General features: G+C 62.3%; 14 protein-coding genes. 12 read left to right on the top strand and 2 right to left on the bottom strand.

Annotated elements, in window-relative coordinates; all coding sequences use genetic code 11:
• Positions 1 to 68: 68 nt before the first annotated feature.
• The 3 genes from QNA09_RS18505 (at position 69) to QNA09_RS18495 (ending at position 3,851) form a co-directional block, all read left to right on the top strand.
• Positions 69 to 1,148, top strand: a complete 1,080-nt coding sequence (locus QNA09_RS18505; protein WP_059174986.1) for a sugar phosphate nucleotidyltransferase — start codon at positions 69 to 71, stop codon at positions 1,146 to 1,148.
• A gap of 42 nt (positions 1,149 to 1,190) precedes the next feature.
• The gene (manA, locus tag QNA09_RS18500; RefSeq protein WP_119700001.1) at positions 1,191 to 2,438 is read left to right on the top strand and encodes a mannose-6-phosphate isomerase, class I; all 1,248 of its coding nucleotides are present in this window, start codon (positions 1,191 to 1,193) and stop codon (positions 2,436 to 2,438) included.
• 93 nt (positions 2,439 to 2,531) lie between these two features.
• A complete protein-coding gene (locus QNA09_RS18495) occupies positions 2,532 to 3,851 on the top strand; it encodes a UDP-glucose/GDP-mannose dehydrogenase family protein (protein ID WP_119700000.1) in 1,320 nt (439 codons plus the stop codon).
• 32 nt (positions 3,852 to 3,883) lie between these two features.
• On the opposite strand, the gene QNA09_RS18490 is transcribed toward QNA09_RS18495, so the two are convergent.
• A complete protein-coding gene (locus tag QNA09_RS18490; RefSeq protein ID WP_119699999.1) occupies positions 3,884 to 4,828 on the bottom strand; it encodes a UTP--glucose-1-phosphate uridylyltransferase in 945 nt (314 codons plus the stop codon).
• A 788-nt stretch (positions 4,829 to 5,616) separates the two neighbouring features.
• On the opposite strand from QNA09_RS18490, the gene QNA09_RS18485 reads away from it, so the two are divergent.
• The 9 genes from QNA09_RS18485 (at position 5,617) to QNA09_RS18445 (ending at position 17,323) form a co-directional block, all read left to right on the top strand.
• Complete coding sequence (locus QNA09_RS18485) at positions 5,617 to 7,161, top strand: sugar transferase (protein ID WP_244213173.1); 1,545 nt, start codon at positions 5,617 to 5,619, stop codon at positions 7,159 to 7,161.
• 39 nt (positions 7,162 to 7,200) lie between these two features.
• Positions 7,201 to 8,529 carry a UDP-glucose/GDP-mannose dehydrogenase family protein gene (locus tag QNA09_RS18480; protein WP_059174988.1) on the top strand — a complete coding sequence of 443 codons (1,329 nt, stop codon included), beginning with the start codon at positions 7,201 to 7,203 and terminating at the stop codon, positions 8,527 to 8,529.
• Between the two features lie 36 nt (positions 8,530 to 8,565).
• Positions 8,566 to 9,720 carry a glycosyltransferase gene (locus tag QNA09_RS18475; RefSeq protein ID WP_082335548.1) on the top strand — a complete coding sequence of 385 codons (1,155 nt, stop codon included), beginning with the start codon at positions 8,566 to 8,568 and terminating at the stop codon, positions 9,718 to 9,720.
• A gap of 8 nt (positions 9,721 to 9,728) precedes the next feature.
• A complete protein-coding gene (locus QNA09_RS18470; protein ID WP_059174989.1) occupies positions 9,729 to 10,850 on the top strand; it encodes a glycosyltransferase in 1,122 nt (373 codons plus the stop codon).
• Positions 10,851 to 11,011: 161 nt separating this feature from the next.
• Positions 11,012 to 12,349: an O-antigen polymerase gene (locus QNA09_RS18465; protein ID WP_162919336.1), complete on the top strand. Its 1,338-nt coding sequence runs from the start codon at positions 11,012 to 11,014 to the stop codon at positions 12,347 to 12,349.
• Complete coding sequence (locus tag QNA09_RS18460; RefSeq protein ID WP_082335551.1) at positions 12,346 to 13,530, top strand: glycosyltransferase family 4 protein; 1,185 nt, start codon at positions 12,346 to 12,348, stop codon at positions 13,528 to 13,530. The genes QNA09_RS18465 and QNA09_RS18460 overlap by 4 nt, the downstream gene beginning before the upstream one ends.
• 58 nt (positions 13,531 to 13,588) lie before the next feature.
• Positions 13,589 to 15,118, top strand: coding sequence for a lipid II flippase MurJ (locus QNA09_RS18455; RefSeq protein WP_162919335.1), 1,530 nt, complete (start codon positions 13,589 to 13,591; stop codon positions 15,116 to 15,118).
• Between the two features lie 53 nt (positions 15,119 to 15,171).
• Positions 15,172 to 16,281: a polysaccharide pyruvyl transferase family protein gene (locus QNA09_RS18450; RefSeq protein WP_308071991.1), complete on the top strand. Its 1,110-nt coding sequence runs from the start codon at positions 15,172 to 15,174 to the stop codon at positions 16,279 to 16,281.
• Entirely contained in the window at positions 16,274 to 17,323 is a 1,050-nt protein-coding gene (locus tag QNA09_RS18445; protein ID WP_155621898.1) for a nitroreductase family protein, read from the top strand. The genes QNA09_RS18450 and QNA09_RS18445 overlap by 8 nt, the downstream gene beginning before the upstream one ends.
• Before the next feature lie 63 nt (positions 17,324 to 17,386).
• On the opposite strand, the gene QNA09_RS18440 is transcribed toward QNA09_RS18445, so the two are convergent.
• Entirely contained in the window at positions 17,387 to 18,772 is a 1,386-nt protein-coding gene (locus tag QNA09_RS18440) for a right-handed parallel beta-helix repeat-containing protein (protein WP_162919333.1), read from the bottom strand.
• Between the last annotated feature and the right edge of the window lie 3 nt (positions 18,773 to 18,775).

Below are 18,775 nucleotides of genomic sequence, written 5' to 3'. Positions count from 1 at the left end.
CACGGCGTGCTTCCGGGACGACGACTTCGTGCGCGCACGCCTCGCTCGTGCGTCGCACCGGGGGAATCATGAATGCAGAACACGCACCGGATGCGGTGATCCTGGTCGGAGGCAAGGGAACACGACTGCATCCCCTCACCCTGTCGGCTCCCAAGCCCATGCTGCCCACCGCCGGCGTGCCGTTCCTGACCCACCTGCTGGCTCGGATCAGGGCGGCCGGCATCACTCACGTGGTGCTCAGCACCTCGTTCAGGGCCGAGGTCTTCGAGGAGCACTTCGGTGACGGCACGAGCCTGGGCCTCGAGATCGAGTACGTCACCGAGACCGAACCGCTCGGCACCGGCGGCGGAATCCGGAACGTGCTCCCGCAGCTGCGCGCCGACAACGTCATGGTGTTCAACGGCGACGTGCTCGGCGGCAGCGACCTGCGCGAGATCCTGCACACCCACGAGACCAACGACGCCGACGTGACGCTGCACCTGGTGCGCGTCGCCGATCCGCGCGCCTTCGGGTGCGTGCCCACCGATTCGGAAGGACGGGTCACGGCGTTCCTGGAGAAGACGCAGGATCCGCCGACCGATCAGATCAATGCGGGCTGCTACGTGTTCCGCCGCGAATGGATCGAGAAGATCCCGGCCGGACGTCCCGTCTCGGTGGAGCGCGAGGTGTTCCCGTCGCTGCTCGTGGACGGCGCACGCGTGTTCGGCCACGTCGACACCGGCTACTGGCGGGATATGGGCACACCCGGTGACTTCGTGCAGGGCTCGTCCGACCTGGTGCGCGGCATCGCGCCGTCGCCGGCGCTCGCGGGGGAGTGCGGCGAGTCCCGCGTGCACCCCACCGCTCGGGTCGCGCCCGGCGCGATGCTGATCGGTGGGACCGTGATCGGCCGCGACGTCGTGGTCGGCGGCGGTGCCCGCCTGGACGGTGTCGCGGTGTTCGACGGCGCGCGCATCGACGCCGGGGCGGTGGTGGAGCGCTCGATCGTGGGGTTCGGGACCCGCATCGGGCCGCGCGCACTCGTCCGCGACGCGGTGATCGGCGACGGCGCCGAGGTCGGTGCCCGCTGCGAGCTGCTGCGCGGGGCCCGGGTATGGCCGGGAGTCGTGCTGCCGGACGGCGGCGTCCGGTTCTCCACCGACGTGTAGTGACGTGCAGGACAAGCTGATCCGGTTCCGGGGAGGAGTTCGATGTATCCGCTTCGCGGGACCGTTCGACACTATTCGTGGGGTTCGCACACCGCGCTGGCCGAGCTGACCGGCCGGCCCGCGCCGACCCAGGAGCCGGAGGCCGAGCTGTGGCTCGGCGCCCATCCGGTGGCCCCGGCGACGGTGGACGCCGGGGATGCCACGGTGCCGCTGTGTGATCTCATCGCGCGCGACCCCGAAGGTCAGCTCGGGCCGGACTGTGCTCGGCAGTTCGACGGCCGGATGCCGTTCCTGCTGAAGGTCCTCGCCGCCGAGCAGCCGCTCTCGTTGCAGGCGCACCCGAGCCGGGCTCAGGCCCGGGAGGGGTTCGCGCGCGAGAACGCGGCAGGAATTCCGCTCGACGCCCCGCACCGCAACTACCGCGACGACAACCACAAACCCGAGATGGTCGTCGCGCTGAGCCGATTCGAGGCGCTGGCCGGCTTCCGGCCACCGGCCGAGACGGTCGAGTTCCTCCGCGACCTCGGGGTGTCGGAGGTGACGCCGTACGCCTCCGAACTCGGGGACAACCTTGATGCGACAGGACTGCGCGCCCTGTTCACCGCATGGATGACACTGCCGACCAAATCGCTCGTGGGCCTGACGGACGCCGTCCTCACGGGCTGTGGGCGCTACCTCGAGGCCCGGTCCGGGTCGGAGGACGAGTTCACCGCCGCGGCGCGGACCGCCCTCGAGCTCGGTCTCGCCTATCCGGAGGACCCGGGCGTCCTCGCCTCCCTCCTGCTCAACCGGGTCAGCATGGAACCGGGCGACGCCCTGTTCCTCCCCGCGGGCAACCTGCACGCGTACCTGCGGGGCACCGCTGTGGAGATCATGGCGAGCTCGGACAACGTGCTCCGCGGCGGGCTCACGTCCAAACACGTGGACATACCGGAACTGCTGCGCGTGCTCGACTTCGACTCGGTCGGTGTGCCGTGGGTGCGCGCCCGCCGCGACGGACACGAACGCCTGTACGCACCGCCCGTGCGCGAGTTCGAGTTGTGGCGGGTGGCGCTGGACGAGGCGGGAACGTCGGGACCCGCCACCACCCGGATCGGTGGTTCGACCCCGCGGATCCTGCTGTGCGTGCAGGGAACAGTACAGCTGCGGTGCGGCCACCGGGTGCTGAACCTCCAGCGGGGGGAAGCGGCATGGGTTGCGGCCTCGGACCCCGAACTCGTCGTGCAGGCCGCGAGTTCTGACGCGACGGTGTTCGTGGCGACTCCGCCGGCTCGGACCTGGTCGGTCTGAACCGGCCGACAGCGCCAACTCTTCATGCACTGTTGGTTCAGCCCTCAGCGTGCATCGGTGTGCTGAACACCCGTACTGGGTACCTCTGGGAGCATGCGCTGCACAGTCTTCGGCACGGGATACCTGGGCGCCACTCATGCCGCCTGTATGGCAGAACTGGGGCATGACGTCCTGGGCGTCGACATCGACGCCGGGAAGATCGCGAAGCTGACGGCGGGGGAGGTGCCCTTCTTCGAGCCCGGACTCGACGAGGTGCTGCGGCGCAGCCTCGAGAGCGGACGGTTGCGTTTCACGACGTCCTACGCCGAAGCCGCCGACTTTGCGGACCTGCACTTCATCGGCGTCGGCACCCCGCAGAAGAGCGGCGAGTTCGCCGCGGATCTGTCTCAGCTGCATGCGGTCGTCGACGCGCTTGCCCCGCTTTTGACCCGTCCGTCGTTGATCGTCGGGAAGTCGACCGTGCCGGTCGGCACGGCCGAGCAACTGGCGGAGCGTGCCCGGAGCGCCGCGCCGGCCGGCGACGACGTCGAGGTGGCGTGGAACCCCGAGTTCCTGCGCGAGGGGTACGCCGTGCGCGACACCCTCACCCCGGACCGGTTGGTCGTCGGGGTCGACCGCAGTCGCGGAGGGCAAGCCGAAGCGACGCTGCGCGACTTCTACGCGTGCCAGATCGCCGACGGCGTGCCCTTCCTGGTCACGAACATCGCCACCGCCGAACTCGTGAAGGCCGCCGCGAACGCGTTCCTGGCCACGAAGATCTCCTTCATCAACGCCGTCGCCGAGGTGTGCGACGCGAGTGGCGCGGATGTGGTCGAGCTGGCCGATGCGCTCGGCTACGACGCCCGGATCGGACGGCGATTCCTCAATGCGGGACTCGGATTCGGAGGTGGGTGCCTACCGAAGGACATTCGGGCGTTCATGGCTCGGGCCGGCGAGCTCGGCGCCAACAACGTTCTCCACCTGCTCCGGGAGGTGGACGGCATCAACATGGGGCGCCGCAGCACCATGGTGGAGATGACGAGGGAAGCGTGCGGCGGATCCCTCCTGGGCACCCGGATCGCAGTTCTGGGCGCGGCCTTCAAACCCGACTCCGACGACGTCCGGGATTCCCCGGCGCTCAACGTGGCCGGCCAGCTCCAGTTGCAGGGCGCAGCCGTGACGGTCTTCGATCCGAAGGCAATGGAGAACTCTCGACGGCTGTTCCCCACTCTCGCCTATGCGGCCGACATCCCCGAAGCGTGCAAGGGTGCCGATGCGGTGCTGGTGCTCACCGAATGGCAGGCCTTCAAGGACCTGGATCCGGAGGAGATCGGCACAGTCGTTCGAGCACGCACCGTGCTGGACGGGCGCAACTGCCTCGACGCCCAGCGCTGGCGCTCCCACGGCTGGCGCTACCACGGCATGGGCCGGTAGAAGGGACCGACAGGTCCGCGGGTGGCCGACCCTTACTGCAGGGCGTCGGGCGCGGCGTCGGGATCGATCTGCTTGAGCCGGTCCGTCAGCCATGACCGCAGCATCGGGCCGTACTCCGGGCTGGCAAGGGCGGAGTCGACACAGGCACGTAGATAGCCGCCGGGATTGCCGAGGTCGTGCCGCGAACCACGGTGGACGACGACGTGGACGGGGTGGCCCTCGTCGATCAGCAGTGAGATGGCATCGGTGAGCTGAAGCTCGCCGCCCACCCCGGGCTTCACGCGGCGCAGCGCATCGAAGATCGCGCGATCGAGAAGGTAGCGGCCGGCCGCTGCGAGGGTGGAGGGCGCGTCCTCCAGTTTCGGCTTCTCGACCATGCCGAGCACCTTCATCACGTCGGGGTTCGCGACACCGGGAACCTCCTGGACTTCGAAGATGCCGTACGAGCTGACCTGGGACTTCGGCACGTCGATGGCGCAGAGGACGGTACCGCCGCGCTTGGCGCGCACCCGGGCCATCACCTCGAGGACGCCGCAGGGCTGGACGAGGTCGTCGGGAAGGAGGACTGCGATGGCGTCCTCGTCGTCGTCGAGGGCCTGTTCGGCGCACCCGACGGCGTGCCCGAGTCCGAGTGGCTCGGCCTGCACGACGGATTCGACGTCGAGCAACCTCGGTGCCTTGCGCACCTTTTCGAGCAGGTGGTGCTTGCCCTTCGCCTCCAGGTGATTCTCGAGGACCAGGTCTTCGACGAAGTGCGCGACCACGCCGGCCTTGCCCGGCGCGGTGACGATCACCAGGCGGCCCGCACCAGACTCCGCGGCCTCCGACGCGACCAGTTCGATACCGGGAGTGTCCACGACCGGCAGGAGTTCCTTGGGGACCGTCTTGGTGGCGGGCAGGAACCGCGTGCCCATACCGGCAGCCGGCACCACCGCGGTCTTGAATACGCACGGATTCTCGGCGATCAATTCGCCCATGGCGACACCTCGTCTCTCGAATGGGACAAATCGGATATCCGTCGGTGGGAGGTACTCATGTCATAACGAATATCGCTCGGAATAGGCACGCACCGAGCCGTTGCGGGGCGGGGGAGTCACCGCAGGAATGCGCGATTGTGCGAAGTTTAACCCATCGGGCGAAATTCGCGACTTCGCTCGTACGACTCAGGGGGACGTCAGGACTGACGCCCGCGCTCCGTCGAAGGCTGCTCCGGGTCAAGGCAAGTCGGACGTGCCAGCCGGCGTTCGCGAAGTCGCCTCGCGCGGCCGTGCCCGGGAATGGGCCAGGACCATCCGCTGAAAGATCCGAAATCCTGCACGACCAGTACCAGTTCTGTATCAGATTTTGACCCTACCGTCTGTACGTTCTTGCGAATTGGTCGTGCGTCCAACTCGTCGCCCGCCCGGCGGTGCGGAATAGCTGTGTGTGATATTTCACACTGTAACGAAGAATTGGTTGCGGTCGAACGGCCGACCCGCCTCGGCAGAGAACATACCGTCTGACCTGGTATTTGCTGAGAAGTTACTGAGAAGTAGCAGGTTCTCGCAGGTCAACGGTCGACAACACTGGTCCCACTCGTGTCCTGATCGAGATGCACGCCGCTGCCGAATGCCCCAAGATGTTCCATACCGAGGGCGATACAGGTTTGCGATGCGTGCGGTACGGGGAGGTACTCGCACGCCATCGATGCCGAATGTGTGTTCCGCCCGAGGTGATCGCACCAGTACGGGCACCTCGCCCGTGTGGGGCTCGGGGAGGGAACGGAATGAAATCAGCAGTGGACCAGTCGGACCGGGTGCAGACCACCACGGCCGGCGCCGCAAGGGAAGCGCCGGCCAGGCGCACTCCCTACCTGGTCGGAGACCGCTCCGGCAACACCCGGTGGTCGTGGCAGAGCGCGTACGTCCGCCGACTCTTCTGGACCGACAACGTCATCGTCGTCTTGGCAGTCGTCCTGGCACACGTCGTGCGCTTCGGGCACGCCGATCTGCTCGCGGCGACCTCGTTCAGCGAGTTGAACTACGCCGTCGTGTCGGTGTGCCTGGCTGCGGCGTGGATCGGGACTCTCGCACTCTTCCGCACCCGGTCGCGCCGCGTCATCGGCAGCGGGTACGAGGAGTACCAGCGCGTAATCTCCGGAACGCTGCGGCTTTTCGGTGCCATCGCGATCGTCTCGCTGGTCTTCAAGCTCGACTTGGCCCGCGGCTACCTCGCCATTGCACTGCCCGCCGGACTCATGATGCTCATCTTCAGTCGATGGATGTGGCGGCGCGTCGTGGCACGAAAGCGAAGCCGCGGCGAGTTCCAAACCTCGGTCCTCGTCGTCGGTGGAGAGCACGCGGTACGCCTCATGACGCGGACATTCCAGCGCGAAGCTTCCGACGGCTACCGAGTCGTCGGTGTCTGCGTTCCGCGCTATGCCGGCGCGCGCGGTGAGTCCATCGAGGTGGACGGAAGCCGGATCGCCATCTACGGCGACGAACGATCGGTCGTCGACGCCCTGGCCGAGTCGGGCGCGGACACAGTTGTAGTGACGGCCACCGAAACCCTCGGCCACGAGGGCATCCGCGACTTGGTCTGGGAACTCGAACCGTACGAGGCGGACCTCGTCGTCGCCACCGGCGTCGTGGACGTTGCGGGTCCGCGCATGGAGATGCGACCCGTTGCCGGCCTGCCGCTCATCCATGTGGAGAAGCCCAGCTACCACGGCGCCAAGCGAAGCGGAAAGCGCGCGTTCGACTTGGCCTTCTCGCTCACGGCTCTCTTGCTCTTGGCTCCCGTGTTCGCTCTCGTGGCGCTCGCCATCAAGCTGGACAGCAAGGGCCCGGTGTTCTACCGCTCCGAACGCATCGGTCTCGACGGCGAACCCTTCGGCATGATCAAGTTCCGGTCGATGGTGACCGACGCCGACAAGCAGGTCAATGCGCTCCTCGATCGAAACGAGGGAGCCGGGCTCTTGTTCAAGATGCGTGACGACCCGCGGATCACCCGTGTCGGCAGTTTCATTCGTCGATACAGCATCGACGAACTCCCGCAGTTCATCAACGTCGTCCGTCGCGAGATGAGCGTCGTCGGACCGCGTCCGCCGCTGCGCCGCGAGGTCGAGAACTACGACGGCATGATCCGTCGCCGGCTGCTGGTCAGACCGGGCGTCACAGGACTCTGGCAGGTGAGTGGACGTTCGGACCTGTCGTGGGACGAGTCTATTCGCCTGGACCTGTCGTATGTGGAGAACTGGTCGATGGTTTCGGATGTGTTGATCATCGGCAAGACCATTAAGGCCGTCGCCGCGAGCGATGGCGCGTACTGATACCGAAGTCCTTCTCCAGAGAAAGTCGGAGTTTCCTCCATGAGTTGTCGCATTGCTGTCTTCGGCACCGGATATTTGGGAGCGACACACGCTGCCTGCATGGCCGAGCTCGGGCATGAGGTATTGGGTGTTGATGTCGACACCTCCAAACTTGCCAAGCTCGGATCAGGCGAAGTGCCGTTTTATGAGCCTGGCTTAGAAGCGATCCTCAAGCAGAATATCGAGAACGGACGCTTGCGGTTCACCGCCTCGTACGAGGAAGCCGCGGCCTTCGCCGACGTCCATTTCATCGGTGTAGGGACGCCGCAGAAGCGGGGCGAGTACGCCGCCGATCTCACCTACGTCGATGCAGTCGTCGATACGCTGGCACCGCTCCTCGATCGACCGAGCGTCATTTTCGGCAAGTCGACGGTCCCAGTCGGGACCGCCGAACGCATTGGGCGCCGGGTACGACAGCTGGCGCCCGACGGTGTGGAGGTCGACGTAGCTTGGAACCCGGAGTTCTTGCGCGAGGGCTACGCTGTCCGCGACACTCTCCATCCCGACCGTCTTGTCTTAGGAGTAGACCGCAACCGACCAGGTCGGGCTGAAGAAGTTGCGCGAGAAGTCTACGCGCGCCTGCTGAGTGAGGACATACCGTTCCTCGTGACAGACCTGGCGACAGCAGAACTGGTAAAGACCGCAGCAAATGCCTTCTTGGCGACCAAGATCTCGTTCATCAACGCAATGGCTGAAGTCTGCGAGATGGCCGGTGCAGACGTCTCTGTGCTTGCCGACGCCATCGGCTATGACGTTCGGATCGGACGCCGCTTTCTGAACGCCGGAATCGGCTTCGGGGGCGGCTGCCTGCCCAAGGACATTCGCGCTTTCATGGCGCGAGCGGGTGAGATCGGTGCCGATGAAGCGCTGACGTTCTTGCGTGAGGTGGACAACATCAACATGCGGCGGCGCACCCGGATGGTCGAGTTGGCCCGTGAAGCCGTCGGCGGCACTCTCCTAGGGACGAGCGTTGCCGTACTCGGTGCTGCATTTAAGCCAGACTCGGACGATGTCCGTGATTCCCCGGCACTCAGCATCGCGGGGCAGATTCAACTTCAGGGAGCCTCGGTCAACGTGTTCGACCCAAAGGCGATGGAAAACTCGCGTGCTGTCTTCCCCACCCTGAATTACGCGACGTCTGCGATCGAGGCGTGTGTGAACGCCGACCTCGTCCTCGTACTAACGGAGTGGAGCGAATTTCTCGCGCTCGATCCGCAGGTCCTGCGGATGGCGGTTCGCCGGCCCAGCATCATCGATGGACGGAACTGCCTCGACGCGCAGGTCTGGAGAGACGCAGGATGGGCCTTCCGTGCTCTCGGTCGAGTGTGATCCACAGTCCGTGAGAGATGACAGGGATGTGAGGATATGAGTGGCGGTGTGATAGTCCACGAATGGATCGAACGCACCGGAGGCGCGGAGAATGTTGTCGAGGCATTCGCAGAGTTGATTCCGTCGGCGCCGGTCATCTGCTTGTGGGATGACGCACCGGGGCGATTCGGCGCCGAGCGAATCCGTGAGAGCGCACTGGCTCGGACACCCCTGCGCCGGAGCAAAGCCCTGTCACTGCCGATCATGCCAGCGATCTGGCGTACGAGGCGATGCTCCGATGTCGAATGGGCATTGGTGAGCAGTCATCTCTTTGCACACCACGTGCGGTTCGCCAATGCTCCTAACATTGATCGCTTCGTGTATGTCCATACGCCCGCTCGCTACTTGTGGGTTCCGGAGTTGGACGAGCGGGGTTCGTCGGGACTAGTGCGTGCCGTTGCGCCACTGTTCCGTTCGCTCGACCGAGCACGCGCTCAGGAGGGCGCCGAACTGGCGGCGAACAGTCGGTTCGTCGCCGAGCGGATTCGGCAGTGCTGGCGAGTTGACGCGCGGGTAATTTACCCTCCTGTGAACGTCGAGCGGATCCAATCCGTGGCCGATTGGGCCGGCGTACTGGGTCCAAGGGATAGGGCGACGCTTGATGCCTTGCCGCGCGAGTTCGTCCTCGCAGCGTCGAGGCTTGTTCGGTACAAGAAGATCGAGGCGGCGATCGACGCAGGTAGGCTGACAGACACCCCAGTTGTCGTTGCAGGCGATGGGCCGGACCGGGGACGTCTCGAGGCAATCGCTGAAACATCCTCTGTCCCAGTCTATTTTCTCGGGCGAGTCAATGACGAGCTGCTGTACGCGCTGTATCAGCGTTGTACGGTCTATGTGTTCACAGCAGTCGAGGATTTCGGAATCATGCCTGTGGAGGCAATGGCTGCCGGAGCGCGGGTGGTAGGGAATCGAATCGGCGGGGTGTCGGAGACTGTCGTCGACGGGGTGACCGGTGCATTGTGCGATCCCGACGACGCCACCGAGTTGCGTGATGCGACTGTCGTCGCCGCGTCCTGCGATCCTGAGACTAGCGTCGAGCAGGCGAGGCGATTCGGTACACACAGGTTCAACAGCAATATCGTTGAATGGCTCGGATCCGAGAGGATTCGGGATCGATCGGCTCATTCGTCCAACATGGGCGGTGGATCTTGATTCCTGACGTGACCGTGCTCTCCACAGCGGACTTTCACAGTTCGGTGTGGACGAACAAGCAGTACATGGCTGTTGGCCTGGCCGAGCACACGAAGGTCTCGTATATCGAATCGATGGGATTGCGTGCGCCGACCGTATCCAAAGCAGACTTTGCGCGTCTCGCGTCGCGGTTCGGGAAGGGTCTGCGCCGCTCCGGTAGGGAGACCTCTGTGCCGAACGTGCGGATCATCTCGCCGAAAGTGATTCCGTACCATGGCGCGGGTGTAGTACGAGCGATCAATAGGCGTCTCGTCAGCGCCACCCTGGCGCGCAAACTGGAGCCGACGCCGGGCTCTGTCTTGTGGACCTTCTCACCCCTTACCTACGGCCTTGAGGACCTCCACTCAAGGGTGGTGTACCACTCGGTCGACCTCTTGCACACCCTACCTGGAGTACCCAGAGATGCGCTGCTTGCAGCGGAGGAGCGACTGATTGCGCGAGCAGACCATGTGATCGCGAGCAGCGCCGGTGTTGCAAATCATCTCACGGAGCTGGGCGGTCGTCCTCAGGTCTGGGAGAACGTCGCAGACGTGGAAAAGTTCTCGTCCGCCGCATCGCTTGAGCGTGACGACAGTGTCGTGTTCGCAGGGAACCTCACACCGACCAAGGTCAATTTTCACCTTGTGGAGGACCTTGTCGAACGCGGAATCAGAGTGCGGTTGGCCGGGCCGGTGAGCATCGACGGCGTATCGGGAGAAAACGAGTTGCAGAAACTGCTTTCGCATCCGAACGTCGAGTATCTGGGCAAGCTCTCACTCGACCAACTTGCCGCTGTCTGCGGCCGGGCAAAGGTCGGAGTAATCCCGTACCACCTAAACGAGTACACGAGCGGCGTCTTCCCATTGAAAGTGTACGAGTACATGGCGGCAGGAATGGCCGTGGTCTGCACGCCGATTAAGAGCGTCGTCGCCGCTAGGCCCGAAGGAGTGGTTATCGCTGAGAGCGACAACTTTGCGGCTGAGGTCGCAGACGTACTTCAGAACTGGACAGTCGAGCAGTCCGCGATCTCGTCAAGACTCGCGGAAAGCCACTCGTGGGCGGGAAGAATCGAGCAAGCACGTGGTCTGCTAATCGGTGTCGGGTCGTCCTGATGAGCACTGAACCTCATTACAGAAGTGCGCGAGTTGTTACCTCATCCCCCGGGTCCTCAGCGTCGCCGCGTCCCTTCCATGCGGCCGGCGGAACATTCAGCATCCTACTGCCGTTTGGAGGTGTGCTATTTCTTTGGTACAACCTTGTCCAAGATCTAAGAGTGGCCAACGTTGTTGGCTTGGTTAACGCGTTCATTTGTCTGCTTCAAATCGCGAGGGGCATTCGAAGTCGCGACAGCGGGCCGATCACCCTCACATTCTGGTCATTCTCGCTGGTCTGGCTGTGTGTGGCCCCACTGGCACAACTCGATGCGGGGCGGTTGCCGTGGCCCGACTCGCTCATGGACGAGTTCTACGTCGAGGCCCAGCTGATCACCACCGTCGCGTTGCTCTCGTTCGTAGCAGGCAAGCTGATCGCTCGCCGTACGGCGGCGCAGATCACATCCGACGGGGAGGGGTATGAGCCGCGGGTGGAATCCGGACCTGGAGAGGCCGGATACGGTCGAATGTGGATTCCGTTTGCTATGGCCCTCGTTCTGGCGCTGCCGGTGCTTGCGATCACGGGGGGAGTTGCTGGCCGCTTCGCAACGCGTGACGACGTTGGAAGCGCGTTCGCGGAGAACGGTATTTCTGCGGCGGACGGTGACACCATCCAGCTCTTCTTGCTTAACAGACTTCCGGCGGCGGCCGCGCTAGTTGCCGCATATGCGGCATCGCACTATTTCTTCCAGTACGCACGTCAAACTGGCCGGGGTCGGGGTGGGCCATTAGTCACCCTAGTTTTGGGGATTTCCCTCGTTCTGCTGTTGGCGAATCCATTCTCGAGTTCGCGCTACATCGCCTTCGGTGCCATCGCGGCAGTCCTCTTGGCGGCTGTACGCATCGACAGCGCGAAGCGACGTTTGATGTTTGCGTTTGTGTGCGTAGTGGGGCTGTTGTTCGTGTATCCCCTCGCTACTTGGTTCAAGAGAGAATCAGTCCAGTCGAGCCCCTTTCGAGGGTTCCCAGACATGTTCTTCACTGTTGATTACGACGGTTACCAGCAGTTGATCAACTCTATTTACTTTGTTGACGAGAGCGGACATACTTTCGGCAAGTACGTTCTTTCCGCGGGCCTCTTCTTCATTCCGCGCGCACTCTGGGCGGGCAAAGCCAACCCGGCGAGCATCGACGTCGCCGACGCGCGGGGGTACTCCTTCCAGAATCTGTCACTACCAATCTGGTCCGAATTCTATATCGATTTCGGGATAGTAGGGGTCATAGCTGGTCTGATCGCCTTCGGCTTCATTTCCGGCAGGCTTGATCTGGCGTACTACCTGCGTCCCATGTCGACGTCTGCGCACATGTGCGTCCTAGTCGCTGTTTGCATGTTCGGCTTCTTGCGTGGACCGCTCGGTGCGCAGGTCATCTTCATGGGTTCGGTCGTCGTTATCGGATACATCGTGTACCAGACACGCGATCGCGCTGTTGAGTGGAAGAACGGGGTGGTGGATCGATGAGTAACGAGCCCTTACGCGTGAATATCTGCATAAGAAAGATCGCATTCGGCGACGGTGTTGGGGGTATGGAACGCGCCGCCGTTCGTCATATAGAGGGAATGCTGGCAGCAGGACTCACTGTGCGGCTCTACACCGCGTCGGAAACCATGCAGGGAATCGTCCCAGACGGTGTGGACGTGGTCGATGTGCCATGGCCCTCAGGCCTCTCCACTGGGGGTGGACCGACCTTCGGACTTGCATATTGGCTCTGGGTTCAGCGACTGCGAGAAACGATCGCACTGTCGGATAGGTACCGAGAGATTCTGCATCTGCACGGCGCGGCTGCAGGCGTCCTCAATCAGTCTGGCCGGTTTGCCACTGCCCGTACTGTCGTCAATCCGCATGGGTTGGAGGCATTCGGGAGCTTCTCTTTGAAGCGCGTACCAAACCGGCTGTTTCTCCGACGCCTTGCACGAAAAGGGCGGTTCGCTGACAAGCTCATTGCCACCGACGAACTTCTTGCTCCAGTTATCGCGCGGCACATCGGCTGCTGCGCTTCCCGCATCGAATGCGTCGTTAACGCAGTGGACCTCCTGCCGTTGTCGAGCGTCGGCCCGATGCCGAACCGCGATCGGAGAACCTTCAAGATCGTGACTGTGGGCAGACTCGTCAGAAACAAGGGATATGATCTTCTTCTGGACGCGTTGAAGGATCCTGCGGTTCGCGACGCCATGCCGGCGGGTTGGGAATGGACCCATTTTGGGGATGGGCCAGCAGCAGATGAATTAGTGACGAAGGCTGCGGTCCAACCGATCGTGACGCTGAGCATCCTGCGAGGGCGCTCTGACGATGAGGTCCGAAATAGCCTTGCAGGTGCCGATCTATTTGTACAGCCGTCTCGATTCGAGGGAAGCAGCCTTACCACGCTGGAGGCGATGTCGCATGGTCGAGTAATCGTCGCGTGCGCCGTCGGCGGAATACCCAACAAAATCTTGGAAGGAGTGACGGGTTACTTGGCTTCCAAGCCCACAAGCGAGGAAATCGCCAATGCCGTCATTCGTGCAATTCGAAACCCGACGACTGGCGCCGCCGCCGCAAAGCTGGTTCGAGAAAAGTACAGTGCCGACACGGAAAGGGAGCGCTACCTCGCGCTGTACCGAACGATCTTCCTCGATGGGAAGCCCGAGCGGACTTACTCATGACCCAATCGATTGAGTACTGATGTTACGCGGCGCAATTAGTCTTTTCGCTGGCGGGCTCATGGGAAAGCTCCTCGGGGTCTTCCGGGAGGGGTTACTTGCCTACCTGTACGGGACCTCGGAGGTTGCGGCAGCCAACCGTATGGCCCAAACCGCGGTCTTGTCCCCGCTCAATCTCGTCACGACGGACGCCTTGAGCGGAGCGTTCCTGCCTCACGAGGCCCGTCTGCGGAAGGACGATCACGCGCGAGCACTCGCGCTGTATCGAGTCGTGCGCGTCGGACTAATATGTATTGGTTTGGTGTTCGCCTCCGGATCAATCCTGCTAGGCCAGCAGTTCGTCGGAATTCTTGCACCGGAGCTCGACGCGAGTTTTGTCGATCTGACGGTGTCTATGGTCGTCGCGATGGCTGTCGGTGCGCCGTTCTACCTCTATTACAATATTGCCGGATATTTCGCGATGGCGAACGCCGACTATCGGATCAGCGGTGTGCGCGCGTCTGGTCAGAGCGTCGGACTTATCATCGGCATCGTGGCCGGCTACAGCCTCGGACGGCCTTCCATGCTTGCATGGGGCTTTACCGCGGCGTATGCGCTTATGGCGGCCTGGGCGGTCGCGCGGATACGGAGGCGTGGTTACCTCTCGTCGGACGTTGTTACAGGGTCGCTCTCTACACGAGACGCCCTCGCAACTGCGAAGCCCTTCCTGAAGAGCGCATCGGTACTGATCTGGATGCCGCTCTTTTCTCAGAGCGTCATTATTACTGAAAAGATCGAAGCGTCTGACGTAGGAGTGGATGCTGTTGCCGCGGTCGACTACGCACGCATTATTTCGGACACGGGGATCCTCCTACTCGCGGTGCCGATCGGTCTCGCGAGTCTGCCGACATTTGCAATACTCGCGGAGGCGGAGTTTCGGGCACGGCTCGCAGCATTGACGAGGCCACTGCTGGCTCTTGCCGTCCTATGCGGCTCGCTGCTTTATCTGCTTGCCGGGCCATTAGTGCAACTGTTGTTTGGCCGTGGAGAGTTCGGCGAATCGTCGGTCGCCATCACGAGTTCGATTGTGCGTGGACTGAGTGTGGGCATCGGGGCACTCCTCCTCAGTTACGTTCTGACAAAGGCGCTCAACGCGCGCGGGGCAAACATCCAGGCGATCTTGTCAGTGGGGGTTGCCGCCGTAGTTACGATCGTGGCGCGGCCATTCTTGGTCGACACCTACGGCGCGGCGGGCCTCGGTAAAGCGGTCTCGATCGGCGCTGTCTTTGGGGCGCTTACCGCCGCGCTGCTCGCTGGCGTTGTTCTATCATTGCTGCGGGGTCTGCTGGTCCTTTCCCCTACGCTGGCTACGATCTTCGCCGCATCTGCACTCATTCCGAACGGCACTTCCAGCGCCCTTGCCGCTAGTGTCTGCGTCGCCGCGGTGTGGTGTATGAACGTTCTGTTGAATCGGGAACTGAGGGAAGCGGTCATGGCAATGACTCGCACAGGTATGCGTCGTCGCGCAAGTAAGCAGGGATACATGGGAAGGCACCGAAAGCCCGAGGTTCCTACGCATGCGGGGGAACAGAATTTGAGAGGTTCACTATGACAATGAAGGTACTGGTCACTGGGGGAAACTTTCTCAACCAAGGTGCATATCTCATGTTGGTCGCAGCGGGCGTCGGGATTCGCCAGCACCTTGGCGCGCAGCCGGTCATCCCGGTCCGGTTCGGCACACAGCGACAGAAGGCGTGGATCGGCTACGATACGCTGCTGGCCGAGGAGCGCGTCGGATTTTTTCCGCGATTGGGTCGGGCAGTTGAGGGCAGCTGGCGGGATCGCCTTCCCTTCGTGACTGCCTCCGAAGTGGACGCGGTGTTCGATATCACGGGATTCGCGTTCGGAGACCAATGGGCCGATGCACCTCTGATGAGGAGGGCGCGAAATTACGAAATGTGGGCAAGTAGGGGTATCCCCATCTATATGCTTCCTCAGGCATTCGGCCCTTTCGAACTCACCGCGAAACCGGCCAAACGCGCCGTGCAGTCGAGTCGAATCGTGTATGCCCGAGATGTGGATTCGTACGAACACGTGCGAAATCTCGTCGGCGAGGCTGAGGGGGTTAAGATTGGCACCTCTCCGGACTTCACCATCGGTGTAGAAGGGACGCTGAACGCCGTCCCTAGCCACGACAGCGGATTCGGTGTGATCGTGCCGAACTGGAACATTATGAAGCGAGCCGCCAGCGTTGCTCACGCGAGTGGATATCTCAATTGGCTCGTAGAAGCGTCGTTGGTGATGCAGCAGCATGGACTCAGTGTGGTGGGGCTTTGTCATGAAGGCCGGCGCGACCGTGAGATCCTAGACAAGATCCGTTCTCAGGTGCCCGCCATGGAGGTGCTCGACGGACTGAACGGGCAGGAACTCAAGGGGGTTCTCGGTGCGGCGTCCGTGGTGGTGTCCGGTCGGTACCACGCGCTTGTAAGTGCGCTGTCCCAAGGAGTTCCCTCGATCCTTCATGGTTGGAGTCACAAGTATCGCTGGTTGGCTGAAGATTTCGATTGCAAGGAGTTTGTCGCCGATCCGTACTCTCCTGGCGAAATCGTCGGCGATTTGATCGCCCGCGCAGTGGATAGTGAATCCCCTCGCGAACGCATAGTGATCGCGACCGACAAGTTGAAGGCACGTAACCTCGCGATGTGGAGCGAAATCGCATCGGACCTGGGTTGGCGCAGTCAGACCGGTACGGTGTTGGGAGGAATTGGTGGATAGACAGGATGTCAAGGTCGTTCTCGTAAGTGCCAGGGAAGCGGTAAGGAGCACCTTCTTCCGTCGCGGCGGTCGCCTCGGTCGAGCGATATACCGGGTCTTCGGCACGTCCCACAACCGAGAGATGAACGCCGTGTTCGCAGGCGCGGCGGAGTTCTATCGGGCGGACCGCAATCGGGGTCAGCGGTTCGCGTTGCGCCGACACGTGCACATGCTCGAAAAGGGCCTCTGCATGAGACCTCGACGCGAGACGTTCGCGGTCGACTACATCGAGACGACGGTTGGCGACCTCGGAAAATGTATGGCTGGAAGCGAGCTCAGCGACATCGAACTCAAGTGGTGCTTCGACGTTCTTTCTGCGTACTTCGACGCTACATCGACCTCGCCGAATGGGCGGATCAAGAGGGCCCGCGACGAGTTCCTGGGTCTAGCGAGGCCCGATGTGCCCATTCAAACGAGTGCACCGTATAGGGTCGGGACCCTCCCGGATGTCGTGTCGATCGAGGCGCTCGAAGCGCTCGCCATTAGCCGCACTTCTGTCCGGTCATACCATTCGAAACCCGTGGACAGGGGCGTAATCGACAGGGCGTTGATGGTTGCGCTTGAGTCGCCTTCGGCCTGTAACCGCGTGCCATGGACGATGCGGATCATGGACGACCCCGAGAACGCACGGCTCGTCGCCGGAGTGGCGATGGGAACCGCGGGGTACTCGGAGCAGGTGTCTAATGTCGCGGTGCTGGTAGGCAATCTGGGGGCTTATTCGAATGAGCGAGACCGGCACCTGATCTATATCGACGGATCACTCGCAGCTATGTCATTCATCCTTGCCTTGCAGGCGCAGGGAGTTTCGTCCTGCTGTGTGAACTGGCCCGACATCGCCACGCGCGAGCAGAAGATGGCATCGCTCCTCGGAATGGAGCCGCACGAGCGCGTCGTCATGCTGATTCTGTTCGGGTATGCCGACGAGCAGGGATTGACACCCTACTCGGGGAAACTTCCTGTCGGCGCCATCCGGACCTTCGGATTGCCTAGGGGCAGAGCGTGACCCACCCTGCCCGGTTGCTCAGGCCAAAGCGACCAGATCAGGCAGTAGGCATCCGCAGCGCATTCAGCCTCCCCCAGCCGGTTCAGGTCTTGCCGGCCTTCGGGCTGAGCTTCCCGCAACTCTGGAGTCGTACGAGTTTCCGCTTGAGTCTCCGACTTCGGTAACCGTGCTTTCGTTCATTGGTAGCAGGTTAGCCGTCAAGGTGAGGTCAGAGGAGTGCTCGATGCGGATTGCAGATTGCGGACTTCCCGAAATGGTGTTCCCGCGAATGATCCCGTAGTTGGAGTTTCGGACAAGAATCCCATGAGCTGCAGGGTTATCAATTACGCATGTGGATATGGTGAACCTGTCCGCCTCGGAGACTGTGATGCCAGGCCCGCTTCCAGCCTTCTGGTCGGTGATCAGGATGTTCTCCAGTATCAGATCCTTGTGGTCCCGGGATTTTCCGGATGCCCACACCGATTGGCCCTGGATATTTTGAATGGAGATGTTGTCGAGCGTGAGCTGATCGATCCCCGACGCCCTGATGCCCGTTCCGGGTCCACCCGAATTGTCGATATTGATGCTATTCAGTGTGATGCCGTGGACTTTGTCATCATCGCTGGATTCGTCGAGCATCCGAATCGCATCATGTCCAGTGTTTAGTGCCGGTTGGACAATGCTCACGTTGGTGATGTGAACGGAACGAACTGCGGCATCCCGTGCCTTGGGCTTCGCATGTATCTTGATGGCGGAGGCCATTGTGGAGCTGAGGCTGCAATTGGTTACGTTGACATTCTCGAGTACGGTATTGTCCGGCGCTTCGACGGTCAAGGCCAAGGCGTCGTCTCCAGATCGGATGTGACAGTCGGAGATGTTGTAGTTGCTCCCGCCGTATAGGTGAAGACCGTCTTCGCCGTGGTGGCTGCTGCCGGACCACTGCAGGCGGGTGATGGATACATTATTGCAGTTCTTTAGAACAGCCATAAAGTCCCCAGCTGCTCCTTTGATTATGTTATCGGAGATGCGGAGCTCGGATACATTTACGAATCCGAAATGTTTGCCGACATGGTGGGGGGCAACCAGCAGTATTCCGCCGATGATCGTGATGTTGTGGTTCCCCTTTTCCTGGTCGGAGTTCACGATAGTGGCGCCTCCGTTGCCACCGGCGCTGTGGCCTCGGATCAGGGTGCATCCCGACAGATCGAGTCTGGTGTCTGATGGTACGACGAGTTGAGTGCTCGTGGTATGGACGCCGGAAAGAACCTTCGTCCCAGTGTCTGTGCGGTCCCTCAACCACGCGTTAATGTCGTCGGTACTGGTCGACTCATCGACATGGTAGTGCCATGGGGTCTTTCGTGGAGAGGTAGTCAGAGAATCAATAAGGGAGTTCCCGACCACCGCCGAGATGATTCCTGCGGTCGCACCACCCAACGAGGAGAGGAGAACTGTTCGGCGATTCACATTCATGCG

It is taken from the genome of Rhodococcus sp. AH-ZY2 (assembly GCF_030916465.1).
GTDB lineage: Bacteria > Actinomycetota > Actinomycetes > Mycobacteriales > Mycobacteriaceae > Rhodococcus > Rhodococcus ruber.
Note: the sequence above shows the minus strand (reverse complement) of the source record. Positions and strands in the feature narration are given on the sequence as shown.

Excerpts from the sequence above, each read along its gene's own strand:
- QNA09_RS18505 (WP_059174986.1), top strand. The coding sequence starts at position 69 with ATGAATGCAGAACACGCACCGGATGCGGTGATCCTGGTCGGAGGCAAG.
- manA (WP_119700001.1), top strand. The coding sequence starts at position 1,191 with ATGTATCCGCTTCGCGGGACCGTTCGACACTATTCGTGGGGTTCGCAC.
- QNA09_RS18495 (WP_119700000.1), top strand. The coding sequence starts at position 2,532 with ATGCGCTGCACAGTCTTCGGCACGGGATACCTGGGCGCCACTCATGCC.
- QNA09_RS18490 (WP_119699999.1), bottom strand. The coding sequence starts at position 4,828 with ATGGGCGAATTGATCGCCGAGAATCCGTGCGTATTCAAGACCGCGGTG.
- QNA09_RS18485 (WP_244213173.1), top strand. The coding sequence starts at position 5,617 with ATGAAATCAGCAGTGGACCAGTCGGACCGGGTGCAGACCACCACGGCC.
- QNA09_RS18480 (WP_059174988.1), top strand. The coding sequence starts at position 7,201 with ATGAGTTGTCGCATTGCTGTCTTCGGCACCGGATATTTGGGAGCGACA.
- QNA09_RS18475 (WP_082335548.1), top strand. The coding sequence starts at position 8,566 with ATGAGTGGCGGTGTGATAGTCCACGAATGGATCGAACGCACCGGAGGC.
- QNA09_RS18460 (WP_082335551.1), top strand. The coding sequence starts at position 12,346 with ATGAGTAACGAGCCCTTACGCGTGAATATCTGCATAAGAAAGATCGCA.
- QNA09_RS18455 (WP_162919335.1), top strand. The coding sequence starts at position 13,589 with ATGGGAAAGCTCCTCGGGGTCTTCCGGGAGGGGTTACTTGCCTACCTG.
- QNA09_RS18450 (WP_308071991.1), top strand. The coding sequence starts at position 15,172 with ATGTTGGTCGCAGCGGGCGTCGGGATTCGCCAGCACCTTGGCGCGCAG.
- QNA09_RS18440 (WP_162919333.1), bottom strand. The coding sequence starts at position 18,772 with ATGAATGTGAATCGCCGAACAGTTCTCCTCTCCTCGTTGGGTGGTGCG.